Here is a 21,054-nt window from a genome sequence, read left to right as displayed (position 1 = left end):
CTCGAGGATCTTGCGCATCTCGCGCGATCGGGCAGCTGGGGCGGGGCCGTCGGATATTCTGCGGTCTCGGCGTTCATTATCACAGATTCGCCCCGCTCCGGTCCAGTATCATGCCCCATCTTTGGCGATTGCTCCGGCAGATGACGGCCCGCACCGTCGCGGGCGCGCGCCGGGCCCTCGCCACCAAAGCCGTACTTGGCCCGCGCCCGGCGATCGTCTAGCGTCGCGGGGCACAGGCCATCAGCCGCCTCGCCGGAACCGCAGCACAAGGAAAGGAAACGCCCATGGAAATGAGCGACAGCCGTGTCATCAAGGCCGACCGGGCCACCGTCTTTGCCGCGCTCGTCTCGCCCGAGGTGCTGCATGAATGCGTGCCCGGCGCACAGCAGGTCACCGGCACTCCCGAGGCGGGCTTCGAGGCCACAGTGGTGCAAAAGGTTGGCCCGGTGAAGGCCACCTTCAAGGGTACGGTCACCGTTTCAGACCTGGTCGAGGGGCAGCGCCTGACGCTGACCGGCGAGGGCAAGGGCGGCGCCGCCGGTTTCGCCAAGGGCTCCGCTGCCGTGCGTCTGGAGGAGGTCGAGGAGGGCACCGAGCTCTTCTACGATGTCGAGGCCAAGGTCGGCGGAAAGCTCGCGCAGCTCGGCAGCCGCGTGATCGACGGGTTCGCCAAGAAGATGGCGGATCAGTTCTTTACCCGCCTGCAGGAGGTGCTCGAGGTACCCGAACCCGGCGCGGAGGGGGCCGAAGAGGCGGGCACCGAGGCGGGCGAAGAGGCCGAACCCGAGGCCAAGAAGAAGGGCTGGCTGCACCGTCTGCGTGGCGCCTGACGGCGTGCGCCGCGGCAACCTCCTGAAAGAGCGATGAAACCTCTGCGCACCCGCCCGGGTTGCGCAGGGTCTTCCTGTCCACTCTGCACCATGGCCGTCGGCGTTGTGTGAAATATCACATTACAATCGCCAAGAAACGATTTATGTGCAGCTGCAAACCCAAGCTGCGCCTGTCATTCCCTCGTTGGAGCCCTCTTCGGAGCTCCCCCTGGCCATGGCAGCGCCGCCCCGGCGAAAGGGACGAATTCATGGCTGCGATCCTCCAGGTCCGTGACCTGACGAAGACCTACGACGGCGGCTTCCAGGCTCTCAAGGGCGTCAATCTCGACATCGAGGAAGGTGAGATCATCGCCCTTCTCGGGCCCAACGGTGCCGGCAAGACCACCCTCATCTCCACCCTCTGCGGCATCACCGAACCCACCTCGGGCACGGCGACGGTCGGCGGCTTCGACATCCAGAAGCAGTTCCGCCAGGCCCGTCAGCTGATCGGCCTGGTGCCGCAGGAAATCAACCTCGAGCCCTTCTCCTATGTCGGCCGCAACCTGCACTTCTCGCGCGGGCTCTTTGGCAAGCCCAAGGACAAGGCGCTGGTCGACAAGATCCTCAAGGATCTTTCGCTCTACGAGAAGCGCGGCAACCGCGTGCGCGAGCTCTCGGGCGGCATGAAGCGCCGGGTGCTGATCGGCAAGGCGCTGGCCCACGAGCCGCGCATCCTCTTCCTCGACGAGCCCACCGCCGGCGTCGACGTCGAGCTGCGCAAGGGCATGTGGGAGATCGTCGCCGAGCTGAAACGCCAGGGCGTCACGATCATCCTCACCACCCACTACATCGAAGAGGCCGAGATGATGGCCGACCGGATTGCCGTGATCCGCTCAGGCGAGATTCTCATGGTCGAACCCACCGCCTCGCTGATGCAGCGCTTCGGCCGCAAGGAGCTGCGCATCGACCTGCGCGAACCGCTCTCCGCCGTGCCGGAGGGCCTTGCCGATTTCGACCTGACTCTGGCCGATGACGGGCTCTCGATGACCTATTGCTACGACACCAAGGCCGAGCGCACCGGCATCGCCGGGCTGATGCGGGCGCTGCAGGACAGCGGCATCATCCTCGCCGATGTGCAGACCCGGCAAAGCTCGCTCGAGGAGATCTTCGTCGATCTCGTCGAGCATGGCACCGGTGAGAAACAGGGAGAATCCGCATGAACTTCCGCGCAGTCCAGGCGATCTACGTCAACGAGATGTCGCGGTTCTTCCGCACCATCCTGCAGAGCTTCATCTCGCCGGTGATCTCCACCTCGCTCTACTTCGTCGTCTTCGGCGGCGCCATCGGCTCGCGCATCTCCGAGGTCGAGGGCGTGCCCTATGCGGCCTTCATCGTGCCGGGCCTGGTGATGCTCTCGGTCATCATGCAGTCGATCTCCAATGCCTCCTTCGCGATCTACTTCCCGAAATTCGTCGGCACCGTCTTCGAGCTGCTCTCGGCCCCGGTGAACTACTTCGAGATCGTGCTGGGCTTCGTCGGCGCCGCTGCGACAAAGGCGCTCTTCATCGGGCTGGTGATCCTCGGCACGGCCTCGATCTTCGTCGACCTGCACATCCTGCACCCGGTGGCCATGGTGGCCTTCCTCGTGCTCACCTGTCTCGGCTTCGCGCTGGCCGGCTTCATCATCGGCATCTGGGCCAGGAACTTCGAACAGCTCCAACTCGTGCCGCTGCTGATCGTCACGCCGCTGGTCTTCCTCGGCGGCTCCTTCTACTCGGTCGAGATGCTGCCCCCCGTCTGGCAGACGATCACCCATTTCAACCCGGTCTTCTACCTGATTTCCGGGTTCCGCTGGGCCTTCTTCGGCATCTCCGATGCCCCGGTGGGACTGTCGCTTGCCGCCGTGGCGCTGTTCTTCCTGATCTGCCTCACCGCGGTCTGGTGGATCTTCAAGACCGGCTGGCGCATCCGCGACTGACCCTTTCCGCCGGTTTTCCGATCATCCAGCACCCCGCAGGCCCTCCTGCGGGGTGCGCGCGTTCTGCACCCTCGGGTTTCTTTTTCCTCCCCCCTAACAATCGGGGCGCACATGGGATATGTATGTCCACAGGGGGGAAGGCTTTTCATCGACAACAGATTACTCCGTGCCGTGGCCCGAGGGGCATGACGCACGGCTCCACCTGCCTTTCAATCTCGGGCAGGCACCCGTTCCGGGTGCTCTGCCACCTCCCTGGACATTCCTTCAGGCCCGGCTGCCCATGCCTGCCACGGGCCTCCCGGCGCTCCCTCCTGCCAAGGTGCAGGGGGCACGACCCGCGTGTCACGGCCCGTCACGGGGCCCGCCACGCGCCACGATTCGACCCGACACATTCTAAAAAGGAGCGCCAATGGCCCGCCTGGACAAGAACACCCTTTTCAAATCCTCTCCCGAACCCCTCAGCGCCCAGGACCGGATCACCGCCGCCGCGCGCGAGATCATCGACGCCGAGACACAGGAACGCGACGAGCGCACGGCCAAGCTGCGGGCCGCCCGCCTGGCCCGCGACGCCGAACTGGCCGCCGCCGAGGCAGAGGCCCCCGCCGCAAAGCCGCGCCGCAAGGCCGCAAAGAAGGCTGGTTGACCCCGAATTCATCCCCGTTCCGCCGGTCCCGCCGGCGCCACAAAGGAGCTTCCAAATGGTTGCAGACAAGAAAACCCCCATCGACGTGATCCCCACCCGGCCCAATGGCCCGGTCCACCGCGAGGCGCGCCTGCAATGGAGCGACCTGATGGACAGCCTCACCCACGACGTCGCGCCGGATCACCGGACCCCGCTGCCGAAATGGCTTCAGGAATAACTGGTCCCGCGCCTGGTCCACAGGCGCCATCCGCCTCCGCGCGGCACATCGAAACAGCCCTGATCGCCCGGCAGCCCCTGCCGGGCGATTTTCGTTCCGCCGCCCCGTCTTGGCCTGATGACGCCACCTCTTGCGGGTTGATCGCGCCTCGCGACAGCGGCAATTACTCAATTCGCGCAATATTGCCCGCTTCGCCTGTGCAGAATCTCGGGCTTGCATGGGCGCGCAACCTGGGAAATACGTGGTGAGACTGCGTGCCGTCCGAGGAGGCGCGCCCCCCGACATTCCTGACGTTCCGGAGATCCGATGGACCTGACAGCGGACCGCCCCGCCGTACGGCTTGCCACGCGGCTATCTTTCTTCGCAGCCGGCTTCATCATTGCCGTCTGGGCTGCGCTCGTGCCCTTTGCCAAATCCCACGTCGGTGCCGACGAGGGGCAATTCGGCCTGCTCCTGCTCTGCCTGGGCATCGGCTCGATCATCTCGATGCCGGTCACCGGCTATCTGTCCGGGCGCTACGGCTGCCGGCCCTTCGTGATGATCGGCGGGGCCGGGGTGGTGGTGCTCCTGCCTGCGCTGATGCTGATGCACACGCCGTTGATGCTGGGCGCCACGCTGCTGGTCTTCGGCCTGTTCATGGGATCGCTCGACCTGTCGATGAACGTCCATGCGATCGAGGCCGAGCGGCTCGAGGAGCGACCCGTCATGTCGGGCTTCCACGCGCTCTTCTCCATCGGCGGGTTCTGCGGCGCGGCCGGTGCCACGCTCCTGCTCTCCTTCGGGCTGGCCCCGGTGGAAACCGCGATCTGCGGCTCGGTCCTGGTGGCCGCGGCGCTCTGGGTCGCGGGGCCGCGCCTTCTGCGCGCCCGGGGCGAGGAACCGCCGCCCTTCACCTTTCCGCGCGGCATCGTTCTGTTGCTGGCGCTGATGGCCGGCACCTGCTTCCTGATCGAGGGGGCGGTGCTCGACTGGGGCGCGCTGCTGATCGTGGGGCAGGGGATGGTCGGCAGCGAGCAGGGCGGCATCGCCTACATGCTCTTTGCCTCGGCCATGACCGTGGGGCGCCTCGTGGGCGACCGCGTGGTGGCCATTGCCGGCGACCGTCGCACCCTGGTCTGGGGCGGGCTGATCACCTCGGCCGGCACGGTGGTGCTGATCACCGTGCCCTGGGCGCCGGCGGCGCTCTGCGGTTTCGTCCTGATCGGCCTCGGCTCCTCGAACCTTGTGCCGGTGCTCTTCAGCCTGGCGGGCCGTCAGCCCACCATGGCCCCGGCGCTGGCGCTCTCGGCGGTCACCACTACCGGTTTTGCCGGGGTGCTGATGGGCCCGGCGGCCATCGGCTTCGTGGCCCATGCCACCAGCCTGCCGATCTCCTTCGGGATCATCGCGCTGCTCTTCCTGATCATCCCGCTCTGCGCCCGGTTTGTCGTTCCCAAGTCGTTCTGAAGGAACGACGTGCGGGGAACGGCCGCAAGCGCCCATACCCGGACACGAAAAAGCCCCGCCGAACCCGGCGGGGCTTTTCCTTTCCACTGTTCCTTGCGCCGATCAGTTCGGCGAGATGCCGAAGACCGGACCGGCCAGCAGGTACATGGCCAGGAAGACGACGCCGACGCTCAGCACGTTGAGCAGGGCGCCCGCACGCACCATGTCGGCCAGTTTCATCTTGTCATAGGAGAAGACGATGGCGTTCGGCGGCGTGGCCACCGGCATCATGAAGGCCATCGAGGCCCCCAGCGCCACCGGCACCGTCAGCCATTGCGGCGCCACGTCGAGGCCCACGGCCACGGCGCCCAGGATCGGCAGGAAGGTCGCGGTCGAGGCGGTGTTCGAGGTGATTTCCGTCAGGAAGATGATCACCACGGCAATGATCAGCACCAGCAGCCACAGGTTGATGCCCTGCAGCCCGGCGACCTGTTCGCCGATCCATTCGGCCAGGCCCGTGGCGCTGAAGGCGCCGGCCAGGGCCAGGCCGCCACCGAACAGCATCAGCACGCCCCAGGGCAGGGACCGCGCGATGGACCAGTCGATCACGAAACCTTCCTTGCGGCTGACCGGGATGGCAAACAGCAGCAGGGCCGCCGCCATGGCGATGCCGGCATCGTTGATCGGCAGGCCGAGGAAGCTGCGGGTGATCCAGAAGAAGGCCGCGCCGCCAAAGACGATCGCGACGATGATCTCGCCGCGGTCCATCTTGCCAAGCGCCTTGTATTCCTCGGCGATCACCGCGTGCACGCTGTCCAGCTCCAGGCCCTTGGTGGGGAAGACCACCTTGGTCAGCAGCAGGTAGGTCAGCGGCAGCATCACCACCACCACCGGCACACCGATCAGCATCCACTGCAGGAAGCCCACCTGGATGCCGTAGGTATCGCTCAGCAGGCCGGCCAGCAGGGCGTTCGGTGGCGTGCCGATCAGCGTGCCGACGCCGCCGATCGAGGCGGAGTAGGCAATCGCCAGCATCAGGCCGACGCCGAAATTATGCACCAGCTTCTCGTCGTCGATCTTGCTCTCGACGAATTCGATCACCGAGATGCCGACGGCGAACATCATCACCGCGGTGGCGGTGTTCGAGATCCACATCGACAGGAAGGCCGTGGCCAGCATGAAACCCATCACGATCAGCGAGGGCGTCTTGCCGATGCGGCTGACGATCAGCAGGGCGATGCGGCGGTGCAGGCCCCAGCGCTGCATCCCGGCGGCCAGGATGAAGCCGCCCAGGAACAGGAAGATCAGGTGGTTGCCATAGCTCACCGTCACCTTGGTCACCGGCTGGATGCCCAGCAGCGGCATCATCGGGATCGGCAGCAGCGCCGTGGCGGGCAGCGGGATCGCCTCGCTCAGCCACCAGACCACCATCCAGACGGTCAGTGCCACCAGGCGCCATGCCGTCTCCCCCATGCCCGGCGGGGCCGGCAGCAGGCACAGGATCAGCGTCAGCACCGGGCCGGCGATCAGGCAGATCATCTTGAAGGTCGAGATCGGCTCGATCGGGTTGTCGTGCGGCGGGTGGTTCGGGTCCGACTGGGCCTGAATTTCCTTTTCGCTCGGGGTCTCGCGCATCGCCTGGCGTCCTCCTTAAACTCGCTATCCGGACGCTTAAATTGAACCCGCCGCCAAAGGGCAAGCGGCGATAACGCTCACAGGGCGGTTTGCGGTCGGCGCGGGCAGAAATTCGCACGTCTGACGCGAGTTTTCTCTTTCCTTGACCCGTAAATGTTTGTTTTGCGGGTTGTTTTGACTCGCACATCACTCCGTTTAGGCGAGTGGCACGCCCCCCGCGCCCGACGCCCGGACCGGGAGACTCACCCTGCGGCGTTACCCCTTGGCGTGGAAATGGTCATAGATCGTCTCGGCCAGGGCATCTGATACCCCGTCCACCGCCTTCAGGTCGGCCAGGTTGGCGCGGGCCACCGCCTTGGCGGATCCGAAATGCGACAGCAGCGCGCGCTTGCGCGTGGCGCCCACGCCCGGCACGTCGTCGAGCGGGTTCGCCATCTGGCTCTTGGCACGCTTGGCGCGGTGGGTGCCGATGGCCCAGCGGTGTGCCTCGTCGCGCAGCCGCTGGATGAAGTACAGCACCGGGTCGTTCATCTGCAGCGCAAAGGGCCGCTGGCCGGGGCGATGAAACTCTTCCTTGCCGTGGTCGCGGTCGATGCCCTTGGCCACCCCCACCATCGGCAGGTCGGGTATCCCCATCTCGTCCAGGATCTCCTGGACCGCGCTCACCTGGCCCGCGCCGCCGTCGATCAGCAGCAGGTCGGGCCAGAGGCCCTTGTCGCCGTCCGGATCCTCCTTCTGCAGCCGCTTGATGCGCCGCGTCAGGACCTCCTTCATCATGCCGAAGTCATCGCCGGGCGTCAGCTCCTCGCCGCGGATGTTGAACTTGCGGTACTGGCTCTTCATGTAGCCGTCCGGCCCCGCCACGATCATGCCGCCCACGGCGTTGGTGCCCTGGATGTGGCTGTTGTCGTAGACCTCGATGCGCTCGGGCACCTTCGGCAGGTCAAAGGCCTCGGCCACGCCCTTCAGCAGCTTCGCCTGGGTCGCGCTCTCGGCCATCTTGCGGCCCAGGCTCTCCTTGGCGTTCCGCGCCGCGCCCTCGACCAGCTCGGCCTTCTCGCCCCGCTGCGGCACCAGCACCTCGACCTTGCGGCCCGCCTTCTCGCCCAGGGCCTCGGCCATCAGGTCGTCGTTCTCGATCGCATGGCTCAGCAGGATCTGCCGGGGCGGCTCCTTCTGGTCATAGAACTGCCCCAGGAAGGCCTCCAGCACCTCCGCCTCGTCGATATCCGCGCCCACCCGGGGATAGAAATCCTGGTTGCCCCAGTTCTGGTGCGCCCGGATGAAGAAGACCTGCACGCAGGCCTGGCCGCCCTCCATGTGCAGGGCCACCACGTCGGCCTCCGCCGTGACGCGCGGGTTGATGCCCTGGGTGCTCTGCACCTGGGTCAGCGCCTTGATCCGGTCGCGCAGTGCCGCCGCGCGCTCGAATTCCATCGCGTCGCTCGCCGCCTGCATCTCCTCGGCCAGCTTCTCCTGCACCGCGGTGGTCCGGCCCTGCAGGAACTTCTCCGCATCGGCCACGGTGCCCGCGTATTCGGCCTCGCTGATGTAGCCCACGCAGGGCGCGGAACAGCGCTTGATCTGGTAGAGCAGGCAGGGCCGCGTCCGGCTCTCGAACATGCTGTCGCTGCAATTGCGCAACAGGAAGACCTTCTGCAGCTGGTTCAGCGTCCGGTTCACCGCCCCGGCGCTGGCAAAGGGGCCATAATAGGCGCCCTTTTCCTTCTTTGCGCCACGGTGCTTCTTGATCTGCGGGTATTCGTGATCCTTCGCCACCAGGATATTGGGAAAGCTCTTGTCGTCGCGCAGCAGCACGTTGAACTTCGGCTTCAGCTGCTTGATCAGGTTCTGTTCCAGCAGCAGCGCCTCGGTTTCGGTGCGCGTGGTCAGGAACATCATGCTGCGGGTCTCGCGGATCATCCGCGCGATGCGGGCGCTGTGCCCGGTGGGGCGGGAGTAATTGCTCACCCGCGCCTTGAGGTTCCGCGCCTTGCCGACGTAGAGCACCCGGCTCTCGCCATCCAGCATCCGGTAGACGCCGGGGCTGCTGTCGAGCGTCGACAGGTACGACTGGATCAGGCGGTGCCCGGTCAGCGGCGCCGTCTCCGTGCTCTCCGCACCCTCGGTGACCGTTTCGGAAAGGCCTGCTTGAACAGGCTCGGCCGGGGTTTCCGCGGCTTTCTGGTCTGGCTCCTGGCTCATGGCTGCTCCCGCTCGATTCTTCTCTCTGGCTGCAAATTTCCCCGGGCCGACACAAGAGGAAAGGTTTCCCCCGAATATGTGGATAAGTCTGGGGGTAGGATTTGGGCACCCGGAAAAAAGCGTTGAATCTTGGCCCCTTCGTTAAGCTGCCTTATTTTTAGGCAAATTTGCAAGCCATTGCAAATAAAGGGAATTATATTTCCCGCAGATCAAACGACTGAAAACATTGAGGTTTTGGTAACGGTTTGGTAACGCCTCGGTGACACGTGCAAAACTTGCCCCGCTACCGTATCAAATAACCCGGAATGGGGTGCGGGAATCATTCAATCCCGAGTCTCCTCTAGGGTTATTTTCCCCTGCGTCAGGGGGCGTGAGGGCTGCGAGGTGGGGGCATCACGGCCCCCGATTCCCTCGCCTGGCCCTTATTTCTCGCCGATGATATCCGGCGTCTTCCATGCCAGGTGCTGGCCGCCGTCGGTGCAGATCAGCTGCCCGGTCACCCCCCGCGCCGTCAGGAAATACCGCAGCGCGCCACAGATGTCCTCGGGGTTCGAGCCGCGTTGCAGCACGGTGTTCTCCCGCTGGCCGGCAAAGTTCGCGTCGCTCTGCCGCGCGCCCTGCAGGGTCGGTCCCGGGCCGATGGCATTCACCCGCACCGCCGGGGCCAGGCCCTGTGCCGCGGTCTGGGTAAAGGCCCAGAGGCCCATCTTCGAGATCGTGTAGCTCATGAATTCCGGCGTCAGCTTGTGCACCCGCTGGTCGAGCATCTGGATCACCAGCGCCTGGGCCACCGGCTCGCCCATGGCGTCGGTCAGCGGCGCCGGCGCCTGGGCCGCGAATTCCTGTGTCAGCACGAAGGGCGCCCGCAGGTTCGCCTCCATGTGCGCGTCCCAGCTGTCGCGGGTGGCGCTGCGGATATTGTCGTAGTCGAAGACCGAGGCATTGTTCACCAGGCAGGTCAGCGGCCCGTCCAGGGCTTCGGCGGCGCGGGCCACCATGCCGGTCACCTGGGCCTCCTGCGTCAGATCCGCCTGCAGGGTCACCGCCCGGCGGCCCATGGCGCGGATCTGCCCCGCCACCTCCTCGGCGGCCTCGGCCGATCCGTTGTAATGCACCGCCACGTCGTGGCCCGCCTCTGCCAGCTCCAGCGCCATGGCGCGGCCCAGCCGGTGGGCGGCGCCGGTCACCAGCGCCTTCGGGGCGGCGGCGGTCTCTGCGGTCTCGCGGGTCATCTCTGTCTCCCTCGTCTCGGTGTTGTCCAGGTATCGTCCAGGTTGCGTCAGGGTCTCATCACGGCCAGTCTTGTCCGGCCGTCACCGGCCTATTGCAGCACGGCGATCACGTACATCACGTAAAGCGCGGTCAGGATCGCGCCCCAGATCCGCGTGATGTCGCGCCGGAAGAAGACGAAGGGGATCAACAGCAGCGACGACAGCAGCATCACGCCCATGTCGAAGGCCATCTCGTCCAGGTCGATCGGCAGCGTCCCGAAGAGCGAGGTGACACCGATGATGCCCAGCAGGTTGAACATGTTCGAGCCGATCACGTTGCCGAGCGCCACGTCCGCCTGCTTGCGGATCGCCGCCATCACCGTGGTGGCCAGCTCCGGCAGCGAGGTGCCCACCGCCACCAGCGTCAGGCCGATCACCGTCTCGCTGACGCCGTAGTGCATGGCGATGATCGAGGCATTGTCGATCAGCAGGTCCGCGCCCCAGGGCAGGCCGACCAGGCCCAGCACCAGGAAGACGATCACCTTCCACCAGGCCATCTCCGGGTCGGCGCCCTCGACCTCCTCCTCGCCGGCGGCCGCGGCCAGGCTGGCCGCCTCGCCGGCGGCCTTGCGGTGGCGCAGCGCCTCGATGCCCTGTTCCGTCAGGATCACGGCCAGCATGGCCACCATGATCACGCCGGCGATCCAGTCGAACTGGCCGCGCAGCGACAGCCCGATGAAGACCAGCGTCGCCACGATCATCGTCAGGTAGGATTTGCGGCTGTCATGGGCGCTGGTGTGCAGCGTGGTGATCAGCGCCGGGATCCCCAGCACCAGCAGGATGTTGGCGGTGTTCGAACCGATCACGTTGCCGAGCGCCAGGCCCGGACGGTTCTGGAACATCGCCTTCATCGAGATCAGCAGCTCAGGCGCCGAAGTGCCGAAGGCCACCACCGTCAGGCTGACGATCAGCGCCGGTATCCCCAGCCGCAGCGCCAGGTTGACGGCGCCGCGCACAAGCAGGTCCCCTGCCACCACCAGAATGACAAGTCCGAGAATGGCCAGAAGCCAGGGAAGCAGCATGATGGGGGTTATCCGTTATTTCTGTGACTGTTTCTTGGTCCGGCAGGGGCAGGGCCCCTTGCCGATGTTGTACCGCCCGCAGCTGGGGCATTTCGTGGCGCTCTGCACGCGGGCCTTCATCTGCCGTCCCATCTCGCGGGGTTTCGGCAGGGTCAGCTTGCCGAACATCGCCAGCACGCCCATGAAGACCAGGAAGAGAACGACCGCTTTCAGGATCACGTCAGAGGCCGAACCGGGCATAGGCGGCCCGTTCCTCGATCGCGCCCAGGGTATCGCTCAGCACGCCGGCACCGAAGCGCTGCAGCCAGCCGCGCTTCTTGCCGTAGGCGCGGAACCGCACCTTGTCGCCGAAACGCGCCTTCATCTCGGGCACCAGGTGGCCGATGCCGTCGCTCAGCCCAGCGTCGATCGCCTTGCGGCCCAGGAAGATCTCGCCGGTGAACAGCCGCTCGTCCCTGGCCAGCTTTTCGCCGCGCCGCGCCTTCACATGCGCGATGAAGGCCTGGTGGATGTCCTCCAGGTGCACCTTCAGCCGCGCCACGTCCTCTTCCTTCTCGGGCTGGAACGGGTCGAGCATGCTCTTGCTCTCGCCGGCGGTATGCACCCGCCGCTCGATCCCCTGCCGCGCCAGCAGCACCGGCGCGCCGAACCCCGAGCTGATCACCCCGATCGAGCCCAGGATCGAGCTCTCGTCCGAGATGATCTCGTCGGCCGCACAGGCAAGCCAGTAGCCGCCCGAGGCCGCGATGTCCTCGACAAAGGCAAAGACGGGCACGCCCCTTTCCTCCGACAGCCGCCGGATACGGGCGGCAATCAGGCTGCTCTGCACCGGGCTGCCGCCGGGCGAATTGATCGCCAGGGCCACCGCCACCGGCTTGCCCTTGCGGAAGGCCCTCTCGATGACGGGGGCCATAGCCTCGTCGCTCAATGGGCCGCGCGGGCCGGACGCGATCATGCCCTGCAGCCGGATCACCGACACGACAGGGCCGCGTTTCCTTGTTGGAAGCCAGTTTTTCATGAAGCTGGATGTAAGCTGCCCGATGCCCGACGACAAGGCTGCCCCGGGGCGACGTTTGGTCCAATTTCACTCCGGCGCGCCAATGCTTCGCCCGAGGGGCTTCTTTTCTGAGCCGGGAGGCGGTTTTCCACCGCCGCCCGCCCCACGCAGGTCCCCCGCAGGCCCGATGCCGCCGCATCACCTCCTGCGGCTGTGCCTCGTTCAGCCCCGCCTCAGAATGGCATCACCAGCTTGAACAGCACCCCGGTGCCCGGGTCCTCGACCGCCTCGCTCGTGGTCCAGGGGCCCGTCACCTCGAGGTCGAAGATCACCCGTTCGGCCAGCATCCCGCCGATCCCCACCCCGAGAGAGCCGAGCTCGGCGCGCGCGTAATCCGCCGTGTCGGAGCGGTTGCGCACCATGCCCCAGTCGGCAAAGGCCCTGAGCGTCACGCCCGGCAGGATGTCGAGGCCGGCCGCCACGTCATGGCTCAGGGTGACGCGCGCCGCCACGCCGGCATCGCCGCTCACCGTGTTGCCGGGAAAGGCCTCGCCGAAGTCTCCCCGCCCCAGGGCCATCTTGGTGGCACCGGGCTGCGGGTCGCCGGCGATCTGGGCCATGGCATTCAGGCTAAGCACCGTCTCCCCGCCCAGCGGCAGGTCGTAATCCGCGGTCAGCCGCGCAAAGGTGAAATCGTCGCTCACGTCCGGGGCTTCGCCGCCCACGTCCAGCCCCAGGCCAAGGCCCGCGCTGGCGGCCAGCGACCCGCCCCAGAGGGCGCCGTCCCGGCTCAGCTCGCTCCACAGCCAGCGCGCCCGCAGCCGTGCCGCCTCCGCCCCGCCGATATCCAGGTCATCGTTGCGAAAGTTCAGCTCGATCCGGCCATGGAGGTTGGCCTCCAGCGACCGCAGCAGGGGATAGTCCAGCCAGAGCGCGCCCAACGTCGTTTCCAGGTCGATGTCGGCCGGCGCCAGCGCGCCGCCCGGGCGGGTGTGCGCATAGGTCAGCGAATGGCCCAGGATCAGCCCGTCATGGCCCAGCGGGATCTCCTGTATCCCCTGAAACAGCAGCAGCTCGGGCGGGTCCATGTCGGCGGGGGTGGTCGCCACGGTCAGCGTGGTGCGGTCGCCCAGGCCGAAGATGTCGTTCAGCGTCAGCGTGGCCGCGGCTTCCAGTGGCCCCACCGCCTCGGAGCCGTGGTTGTCGATGATCACTGCGCCGCTCACGCGGTCATAGCTGACGGTCAGGCGCAGGGTGCCGGCCCCGCTGGCGCCGGCCGGGCGGATCAGCTCGCCCTCGATGGTCAGCCCGGCCTGGTCTGCCATCAGCAGCAGCAGCCGTTCCGCCTCGGCCACGCTCAGCGGCCGGATCGCGGTCAGTCGCGCGATATAGGGCGCCAGTCGCGCCTCGACCCGCGGCAGGATCTCCGGCGTGTCGCTCAGGATCTCCACCGTGCCCACGTAGCCCTCGTAGACCTGCAGGGTGATCGCGCCGCTGGTGACATCCTGCTGCGGCACCACGGTCTTGGAATAATAGCCCGCCTGCAGATAGGCCGCGTCCACCGCCTCGGCGATGTCATAGAGCTCCGCCAGGCTGATCCGCCGGCCCATCGCCCCGGCCCAGGCCTGCGACAGCGCCGCCTCGGGCAGAATGGTGTTGCCGCGCAGGGTCACGCTCTCCAGGTCAAAGGTCACCGCCCGGGCGGCCTCCCTGTCGATCAGCGCGCTCTGGTCCACCACCGTCAGCTCGACGCGGCCGCTGGGCTCGGGCGGGGTGAACCGCTGGATGATCGCGGTCTGGGTGGCCGCGGCGGTATCGGCCGCACTCTGCGCCAGCGCCGGCGCCGCCATCAGGCCCAGGGCCGCCCCGGCGATTGCGCCCCCGGCCACCTGCCACCGACGAAGGGTCTGCGGCCACCCGTTCGGCCACGCGTTCGGCCATCTGTCCGGCCACGCGTTTGGGCGGCGGGCGGTCACGGCGCGGGCGGCGCAGGCCTTGCGGCCGGATGTCGTCTCGGGGCTGGCCTCGGCCATATGCGTCTCTCCACTCTTGGTCGGTCCGCGCAGGCAGGCGCGTCCAGGTATCTCGGTCGGTCCGGTCCGGTGGTCAGGTCCAAGCGGCGGCACTCCCCTGGGGGCTCCTTCTGCGGCTTTCGCCGTCCGGCGGAGACCCGGGGCGGGCCGCCGACCTGCTTAGGTGACGTCGGGAAAAGCGCAATCGCCCCGGGCGCGGGCCGCGCACTTCGCGGGGTGGTGTTTCCTTTCGCCCACGCCGGCGGCGCCGCAAATCCCCGGATTCGGGTGTATTTCCCGGATCTGCCGCCTTTTCGGGCCTTTCCGCGCCGCGGCTGCGCCAAATCCGGCTCGCCGCGCGCCCCGCCGCAGCAATGCCGGCCGGGCAGGGGCCCCTGCAGCGGAATGCCGCTTTTCCAACGCCGAAAGGCAGGCTAGAAACGGGGTATGAGTATGAACCTGCCCAACATCCTGACGATCCTGCGGCTGCTTGCGGCACCGGGCATCGCGATCTGCTTCATCTTCCTGCCGCGCCCCTTCGCGGACTGGTGCGCGCTGGTGCTCTTTGTCGTCGCCTCGGCCACCGACTGGTTCGACGGCTACCTGGCGCGCTCGCTCAACCAGATCTCCAAGCTCGGCACCATGCTCGACCCGATCGCGGACAAGGCCATGGTGGTCATCGCCCTGATGACCCTGGCGCATTACTCCTCGCTGTCGGAATTCATCATCCTGCCCGCGGCCTTCATCCTCTTCCGCGAGGTCTTCGTCTCGGGCCTGCGCGAATACCTCGGCGACACCGCCGGCCTGCTCAAGGTCACCAAGCTCGCCAAGTGGAAGACCACGGCCCAGATGTTCGCCATCGCCGTGCTGCTGGCCCAGGGCGTGGCCGAGCATCACATCGGCACCACCGTCTTCGGCCTCGACAACGCCATGATCGACGAGATCATGTCCGGCCAGGCCCCCGACGAGATGCACCTGGGCTTCTGGATGGGCCTGAACAGCTGGACCAGCTGGGTCGGCATGGCGCTGATCTGGATCGCCGCGGTGCTCACGGTGATCACCGGCGCCGACTATTTCCTCAAGGCGCGCCCGCACCTGATCGACGAGTGAGGGCGCCATGATCGACGTCCTCTACTTTGCCTGGGTCCGCGAACGCATCGGCCTGCCGCGGGAACGCATCGAAACCGGGGCCGCCACCGTGGCGGACCTCGTCGATCAGCTCCGTGCCCGAGAGGAGCGCTATGCCCTCGCCTTCTCCGATCTCGCCGCCCTGCGCGTCGCCCTGGATCAGGAGCTGTCCGATTTCGACGCCCCCCTCGACGGCGTCCGAGAGGTGGCCTTCTTCCCGCCGATGACCGGGGGCTGAGCCATGACCCGGCTTCCCCCCGACATCCGCGTGCAGGCCGCGCCCTTCGATCCGGGCGCGCTGCTGACGGATTTCACCACCCGCGCGGGGGCCTGCAACATGGGCGCGGTGGTCTCCTTCACCGGGCTGGTGCGCGACCTGCCGGGCGCCGGCGGCCTGTCGGAGATGGAGATCGAGCATTACCCCGGCATGACCGAAAAGGCCCTCGCCGACATCGCCGAACAGGCCTGTGCCCGCTGGGATCTCGGCCCGGTGCTGATCCTGCACCGCTTCGGCCGCCTCGCGCCTGCCGAGCCGATCATGATGGTCGCCACCGCCTCGCTGCACCGCCAGCACGCCTTTCTCTCGGCGGATTTTCTGATGGATTACCTGAAATCCCGCGCCCCCTTCTGGAAGAAGGAGCGCACCGCCGAGGGCGCCGCCTGGGTTGCCGCAAAGGACAGCGACGAGGACGCCCTCTCGCGCTGGTAACCGGCTGCCCCGATCCTCGCCGGCCGAACCGGCCCCGTTTCCATACGCTCCCGTCCCGATCCCCACCGCCCGCACCCGCAGGCCTGGCGCGGAATCGCCATTGTTCCTTTGGCTTTCCCGGCATTTGCCCATGCTGCCGAGTCAATTGCGGATTGCGGCGATGCGCGCTCTGGGCGCAGGACTTCGGGGGAATTACCCCCAACTGGGGCTTTTCAGTGACGCTTTGGCAGGCGCTTTGAAAATCAAGTAAATTGATTTTGAACTGTGGTAACCTTTGGTTAATGGTTTTTGCGCGGCACGATCTGGCCGCCTCAACGGAGATTGTCATGATCATGCAAGACGGCTTTACCTTCTGGAATTTCCTCGCCGACGTTTTCGTCATCTTCCTTTTCGTCATCTGGATCTGGCTCCTGATCGTCATCTTCGGCGACCTGTTCCGCCGCAAGGACACCAGCGGCTGGGCCAAGGCCATCTGGGTCATCTTCCTCATCTTCCTGCCCTTCCTCACCGCCTTCGTGTACCTGATCAGCCAGGGCCACGGCATGGCTGACCGGAACCTGGCAGCCCAGGAAGCGGCCAAGGAACAGATTCGGCACATCGCCGGCTTCTCGGTGGCAGATGAGCTGGCCAAGCTTGAAACGCTGAAGGCCGAAGGCACCATCAGCGAAGAAGAATACACCAAGCTGCGCGCCGCGCTGGTGTAATTCGGCTGATGCCGCGGCGGCCCTGGCGGGCCGTGTCGCAAGGCAGGCGGATCGGGGTCGTTGCACGGGAACGTGCAGCGGCCCTTTTCCTTTGCGCCGGGCCGCAGCGTTGGCCTCACCGATGGACCGGAATTGCAGGTCATCCGCCTGACCCGCAATTCAGCAACTGTCGTTCCCGGAAACGCCCTTGCCGCCCTCTTTCCGGTCCGTCCCGCGCAGCAGCTGCTCCAGGTCGGCCCGACTCAGCCGGATGTCGCGCAGCAGGTGATCGTCGGCCCGCGGCCTTATCGGCCTTTGCCGCCCGGCACCCCTGCGTCGAGGTCACGGTGCGTTGCGCCTATTCCGGCCCGATGATGCAGGCCCCCGCCGAGGATCGCCTGGATATGGCCGTCTTCTTTGCCGGCGGCAGCCATGGGGCAGGGGGCGAGGCGGTCTGCATCGACCCCACCGTCCGGGTCACCTTGCGGCCCCACGCCCAGCACCTGCGCCGCCCGGGCGCGCGCCGCCGACGAGTGTCAGGCCTTCCGCGCCTATCCGGCGTCGGCGGCCACCGGCCGGACCCTGGGCGCCCCGGCACGGTCTCCGGCCATGCGGTGGAAACGTCCTCTCCCGCCCCTGTCTGAGGGGCCGGAAAGCCCCTTTCAGGGGTGGTTTTCCGTGGGTGTCAGAGAGGGCAGGGCATCAGGACCGCCTGGCGGCAAAAAGGTCCTGATCCCCCACCGAGCGCGCCCTTTACCCGTGCAAATCAGGGCCCGGGCGCCATCCCGCCCGAATTTCAGGGGGGCTTCGGATCTTTTCGGGACGATTGCGGTACCGATGCCCCCGCGCAGGGGTGTTGCGCGGTGCGGTTTTCGCGTTAACCCGTCAGGATTTCTGGTGGATCCGTTCGATATAGGCGCGCAGCTCTTCCGCCTCGTGCCGCGCCTCGCGCAGCCCTTCCATGGCGGCGCTCAGCTCGGCCTCGGTCTGGCTCAGCTGATTGGTCAGCTCGGCTTCGCGTTGCTGCATGTAAGTGATTGCCTCGTCACGGTTTTCTTCCGCGTCGTGCAGCTCCTGCGCCATCTTTTCCAGCTCGCCCATGTCGGCTTTCGACACCCGGGTGAACCGGTGGATCAGCCAATAGGCAAACCAGCCCATGCTGAAGGCCACGAAAAGGATGATCGCCGTCGCGATGATGAATTCGGTTCTGTTCACCTGACCCCTGTCCCCTTTGGTCGTCGTTCTGCGCGCTGCGGCCCTTGTCCCCAAGCCTTTGGCACGAAATGATTATTCGTCGCCGCTGCCTTCGTTTCCGGCGTCGAGCGGAATGTCGTCATGCATGATCTCGAAGTCGGCGTCGCCCGATCCTTCGGGGATATCGGCATCCTGCGGCAGCAGGTCGTGCACCGGGTCCGGCACCGTCACGGGCGTGATCTCGACCCCCTCCGGCACCTCCGGCCCCTCTGCCGCGATCAGCCGGAACTCAATCCGGCGGTTGGCCTCGCGACCCTCCTCGGTGCCGTTGTCGGCAATCGGGTCCGCTTCCCCGTAACCCTTTGCAAGGAAAGTACTTGTCAGCACTCGGCGCATCCGCAGCTCGTTCACCACGGCCTGTGCGCGCTGCTGGCTCAGGGCTTCGTTCATCTCTTCACGGCCCTGGCTGTCGGTGTATCCGGCGACCTCGAGCGGCATGCTCTGGCAGGTCTTCAGCACCTCGGCGATCCGGTCAAGCAGCGCGCGGCTTCCCGAATCGACCGTGCTCGAGCCGGGTTCGAAGCTGATTTTCTGTTCTTTCTGAATGGCTTGCAGTTGCGCAAGGCATTCGCTCGCCGTCGGAATGGAGGCGATCGGGTCCAGCTTTTCCTGATAGGTGACGTTGATCTGGTAATCTTCGTCCTTGCCCAGCTTCTCGCTGAACAGCCGCGCAATCGCCGCGCTGGCCTGCTGGTCCCCGGTGTTGCCGCTGATCTGGATCTGCTCCGGCGTCACCGTCACCACCCCGTTCGACAGCCGCGACAGCGCATCGAGAGAGGTCAGCACCCGCAGCGGCCAGGTTTCGGGCAGCTGGTCGTCGAGCCGTGCCGCGGTATAGACGCTGTCGCTGCCGAAGCGCGCTTTTGCCAGCGATTCCGTGGCTTTGCGCGTCAGGTCGTCGCTAACCCGGCCGCGCAGCTGTACCTGGCCCTCAGGGCTCAGAGTGGCGGTGAACTCAGGGGGCTCGGCCTCGGTCGGGGTGTCCGGCGCCTTGGGCAGCGAGGCATGAAGCGCATAGACATCGGGCAGGGAATTCTCCAGCTCGCCCACCACGCGGTCATAGAGCGCCTGCTCCGTGCCCTCCGCGGCGATCAGGCTGATGTCGGCATCCGACAGCGTCACGCTGCCGCCGCCCAGCTCGCCCACCGCGGCAATTGCCTGCGCGGCCGCGTCGCCCCAGTCCGAAGAGGGCACGCCCAGCCCGATGACACAGCGCGTCGGCCCGTCCAGCCCCGCCGCCTCGGCGGCCTGCAGGATCTCGTCACTGGCCGCCTCGGTGTCTGCGGAACAGGCATCAAAGCGCGCGCCATCGGCATCGATGACAAAGCGCAGGGTGAAGGGCGCGATGATCGGGCGCGGCGCGGTGATGTCCAGGTCGAGCGCGATGCCGGGCTTCAGCGCGCGCTGCAGCTGACTCTCCAGCCGGCGGCGTTCTTCCAGAGACTGGCTCATCGCGACGACTGTAACATCTGAAGGAGAAAGGGAAATCTTCGAGTTCGGCAGGGTGCTCAGCGCGGTAATGCCGTAATCGACGGTGTCGCGCCAGCCGCTGGGCACCGGGTAATCGGCCGTCTGCAGCAGGTCGGATACGGTGGTGACGCCGCGCAGGTTCTTTACCCGCTGTACCAGCCCGTCGCGGTCCATCGCCGCGGGGATCAGCCCAATCAGCGAGATCTCGTCACCGTTGCGCAGGATCTCGATCGAGAAGGGGGGCGGTGCCAGCTTGGTATGGGCCTCGGCCTCCATCTGGTCGATCACCCGCGAGGCGTCGACCACCGTGGCGGCCAGGGTCTTGGCACGGAACCGTTCCGCCTCGGTTGGGGCGGTGCCGATCAGTTGCACCTGCAGCCCGTCGGCTCGCACCTCGGCCCAGTCGAGGTGCGCATCGTCCAGCTTCTGACGCACGTCGATCTCGGTCACGTCCTCGATCTTGTTGACGGCAAAGCCGGCGGCGACGAGGCTGCCGGCAGCTGCGGCAACGAAGGTGCCGGCAAGGATCGTGATCGTGGACAGGCGCATGTAGGTCAGGTCTGGTCGCTGGTCATGTGTGCACGATACCTAGTGGCGCCGGCCCGCTCTTGCAATCACAGCAGGATGGCGACGGCGAAAAACGGCACAGGCAGCAGGCCCGCATCGCGGTTCGCTCGAAACAGCATCAGCAGCAGGTCATTGTTATCGCCGTCATAAATCCGAAGCTGCCAGAGCAGGTGCGCGGCAAAGGCCGCCACGCCGAGCAGCGCAAGGATCAGCTTGAAGGATGCCCCTGTTGGCACCACCGCCATCAGCACCGCAAGCGCGACCAGCGCGACCGAGATCACCATGAACCGTGCCAGCCACTGAGGCGTGCGCTCCATGAAGAGGCGCGCGGTGGATTTCACGCCGATCAGCGCGTCGTCTTCCTTGTCCTGGTGGGCATAGATCGTGTCGTAGAACAGCGTCCAGGAGATGCCGGCGACATAGAGCACGACGGCTGGCCATTCCAGCCGCCCCGTATGCGCCGTCCAGGCCAGCAGGGCACCCCAGTTGAAGGCCAGACCCAGGAAGACCTGCGGCCACCAGGTGAAGCGCTTGGCAAAGGGATAGATCGCCACGGGCAGAAGAGAGAGCACACCCATCAGGATCGCTGCCGGCGGAAAAGTCAGTAGAATCAAGAAGGAAACCAGCGCCTGAGCGACCATCCAGCCGACGGCCTGCATCACGGTGACTTGGCCCGAGGGGATCGGGCGCGAGCGGGTGCGCGCCACGGCGGCGTCGAAATGCCGGTCGGTGATGTCGTTCCAGGTACAGCCGGCGCCCCGCATCAGCCAGGCGCCCAGGCCACAGCCCACGAAGATCCAAAGGTCAATCCAGCGCGGCTGGCCATCCGACAGGATCGCCAACAGCAGACCCCACCAGCAGGGCAGAAGCAGCAGCCAGGTCCCGATGGGCCGGTCCGCCCGCGATAGGCGCAGGTAGGGGCGGGTGGGGGCAGGGGCGATCTCGTCGACCCAGTTGCCCTTTACCGCATCCGATACCTGCCCGGAGGAAGATGCTTGCTCTGGCGTCGCATGCGCTTGGGACATATGT

At 66.6% G+C, this 21,054-nt stretch carries 20 protein-coding genes; 10 read left to right on the top strand and 10 right to left on the bottom strand.

The window, feature by feature from the left end; translation table 11 throughout:
• Positions 1 to 284: 284 nt before the first annotated feature.
• The 6 genes from AC0WR5_RS16205 (at position 285) to AC0WR5_RS16180 (ending at position 5,093) form a co-directional block, all read left to right on the top strand.
• Positions 285 to 830 carry a CoxG family protein gene (locus AC0WR5_RS16205; protein WP_475864669.1) on the top strand — a complete coding sequence of 182 codons (546 nt, stop codon included), beginning with the start codon at positions 285 to 287 and terminating at the stop codon, positions 828 to 830.
• A gap of 248 nt (positions 831 to 1,078) precedes the next feature.
• Positions 1,079 to 2,029 (top strand): ABC transporter ATP-binding protein, encoded by a 951-nt coding sequence (locus tag AC0WR5_RS16200; RefSeq protein ID WP_475864668.1) that lies wholly within the window; start codon positions 1,079 to 1,081, stop codon positions 2,027 to 2,029.
• Positions 2,026 to 2,787, top strand: coding sequence for an ABC transporter permease (locus tag AC0WR5_RS16195; protein ID WP_475864666.1), 762 nt, complete (start codon positions 2,026 to 2,028; stop codon positions 2,785 to 2,787). The genes AC0WR5_RS16200 and AC0WR5_RS16195 overlap by 4 nt, the downstream gene beginning before the upstream one ends.
• 409 nt (positions 2,788 to 3,196) lie before the next feature.
• Positions 3,197 to 3,430 (top strand): hypothetical protein, encoded by a 234-nt coding sequence (locus tag AC0WR5_RS16190; RefSeq protein WP_475864664.1) that lies wholly within the window; start codon positions 3,197 to 3,199, stop codon positions 3,428 to 3,430.
• Between the two features lie 55 nt (positions 3,431 to 3,485).
• Entirely contained in the window at positions 3,486 to 3,647 is a 162-nt protein-coding gene (locus AC0WR5_RS16185; RefSeq protein WP_475864662.1) for a hypothetical protein, read from the top strand.
• 306 nt (positions 3,648 to 3,953) lie between these two features.
• Positions 3,954 to 5,093, top strand: a complete 1,140-nt coding sequence (locus AC0WR5_RS16180) for an MFS transporter (RefSeq protein WP_475864660.1) — start codon at positions 3,954 to 3,956, stop codon at positions 5,091 to 5,093.
• A 102-nt stretch (positions 5,094 to 5,195) separates the two neighbouring features.
• Here AC0WR5_RS16180 and AC0WR5_RS16175 read toward each other — a convergent pair whose 3' ends face one another.
• From AC0WR5_RS16175 to AC0WR5_RS16145, 7 genes are all read right to left on the bottom strand, one after another.
• Positions 5,196 to 6,707, bottom strand: a complete 1,512-nt coding sequence (locus tag AC0WR5_RS16175; protein WP_475864659.1) for an SLC13 family permease — start codon at positions 6,705 to 6,707, stop codon at positions 5,196 to 5,198.
• A gap of 255 nt (positions 6,708 to 6,962) precedes the next feature.
• A complete protein-coding gene (uvrC, locus tag AC0WR5_RS16170) occupies positions 6,963 to 8,912 on the bottom strand; it encodes an excinuclease ABC subunit UvrC (protein ID WP_475864657.1) in 1,950 nt (649 codons plus the stop codon).
• A 422-nt stretch (positions 8,913 to 9,334) separates the two neighbouring features.
• Positions 9,335 to 10,144: an SDR family oxidoreductase gene (locus AC0WR5_RS16165; RefSeq protein WP_475864656.1), complete on the bottom strand. Its 810-nt coding sequence runs from the start codon at positions 10,142 to 10,144 to the stop codon at positions 9,335 to 9,337.
• A gap of 89 nt (positions 10,145 to 10,233) precedes the next feature.
• Complete coding sequence (locus tag AC0WR5_RS16160; protein WP_475869042.1) at positions 10,234 to 11,202, bottom strand: calcium/sodium antiporter; 969 nt, start codon at positions 11,200 to 11,202, stop codon at positions 10,234 to 10,236.
• An 18-nt stretch (positions 11,203 to 11,220) separates the two neighbouring features.
• On the bottom strand, positions 11,221 to 11,445 hold the full coding sequence (locus AC0WR5_RS16155; protein ID WP_475864654.1) for a hypothetical protein: 225 nt from the start codon (positions 11,443 to 11,445) through the stop codon (positions 11,221 to 11,223).
• Entirely contained in the window at positions 11,426 to 12,223 is a 798-nt protein-coding gene (locus AC0WR5_RS16150; RefSeq protein WP_475864652.1) for a S49 family peptidase, read from the bottom strand. The genes AC0WR5_RS16155 and AC0WR5_RS16150 overlap by 20 nt, the downstream gene beginning before the upstream one ends.
• Positions 12,224 to 12,435: 212 nt before the next feature.
• The gene (locus AC0WR5_RS16145) at positions 12,436 to 14,091 is read right to left on the bottom strand and encodes a ShlB/FhaC/HecB family hemolysin secretion/activation protein (RefSeq protein ID WP_475864651.1); all 1,656 of its coding nucleotides are present in this window, start codon (positions 14,089 to 14,091) and stop codon (positions 12,436 to 12,438) included.
• Between the two features lie 570 nt (positions 14,092 to 14,661).
• Here AC0WR5_RS16145 and pgsA point away from each other — a divergent pair.
• The 4 genes from pgsA (at position 14,662) to AC0WR5_RS16125 (ending at position 16,755) form a co-directional block, all read left to right on the top strand.
• Positions 14,662 to 15,324 (top strand): CDP-diacylglycerol--glycerol-3-phosphate 3-phosphatidyltransferase, encoded by a 663-nt coding sequence (gene pgsA / locus AC0WR5_RS16140; protein ID WP_475864649.1) that lies wholly within the window; start codon positions 14,662 to 14,664, stop codon positions 15,322 to 15,324.
• Between the two features lie 7 nt (positions 15,325 to 15,331).
• Positions 15,332 to 15,580, top strand: a complete 249-nt coding sequence (moaD, locus tag AC0WR5_RS16135) for a molybdopterin converting factor subunit 1 (RefSeq protein ID WP_475864648.1) — start codon at positions 15,332 to 15,334, stop codon at positions 15,578 to 15,580.
• A 3-nt stretch (positions 15,581 to 15,583) separates the two neighbouring features.
• Positions 15,584 to 16,051, top strand: coding sequence for a molybdenum cofactor biosynthesis protein MoaE (locus AC0WR5_RS16130; RefSeq protein WP_475864646.1), 468 nt, complete (start codon positions 15,584 to 15,586; stop codon positions 16,049 to 16,051).
• Between the two features lie 326 nt (positions 16,052 to 16,377).
• Positions 16,378 to 16,755 (top strand): SHOCT domain-containing protein, encoded by a 378-nt coding sequence (locus AC0WR5_RS16125; RefSeq protein WP_475864645.1) that lies wholly within the window; start codon positions 16,378 to 16,380, stop codon positions 16,753 to 16,755.
• Between the two features lie 864 nt (positions 16,756 to 17,619).
• Here the strand turns inward: AC0WR5_RS16125 and AC0WR5_RS16120 are convergent.
• From AC0WR5_RS16120 to ubiA, 3 genes are all read right to left on the bottom strand, one after another.
• Positions 17,620 to 17,949 (bottom strand): hypothetical protein, encoded by a 330-nt coding sequence (locus AC0WR5_RS16120; protein ID WP_475864644.1) that lies wholly within the window; start codon positions 17,947 to 17,949, stop codon positions 17,620 to 17,622.
• Between the two features lie 72 nt (positions 17,950 to 18,021).
• On the bottom strand, positions 18,022 to 20,007 hold the full coding sequence (locus AC0WR5_RS16115) for an OmpA family protein (protein WP_475864643.1): 1,986 nt from the start codon (positions 20,005 to 20,007) through the stop codon (positions 18,022 to 18,024).
• A gap of 65 nt (positions 20,008 to 20,072) precedes the next feature.
• Positions 20,073 to 21,050, bottom strand: coding sequence for a 4-hydroxybenzoate octaprenyltransferase (gene ubiA, locus AC0WR5_RS16110; protein ID WP_475864641.1), 978 nt, complete (start codon positions 21,048 to 21,050; stop codon positions 20,073 to 20,075).
• Positions 21,051 to 21,054 lie beyond the last annotated feature (4 nt).

The sequence above is a fragment of the Pseudooceanicola sp. DL12 genome (assembly GCF_056270665.1).
Note: the sequence above shows the minus strand (reverse complement) of the source record. Positions and strands in the feature narration are given on the sequence as shown.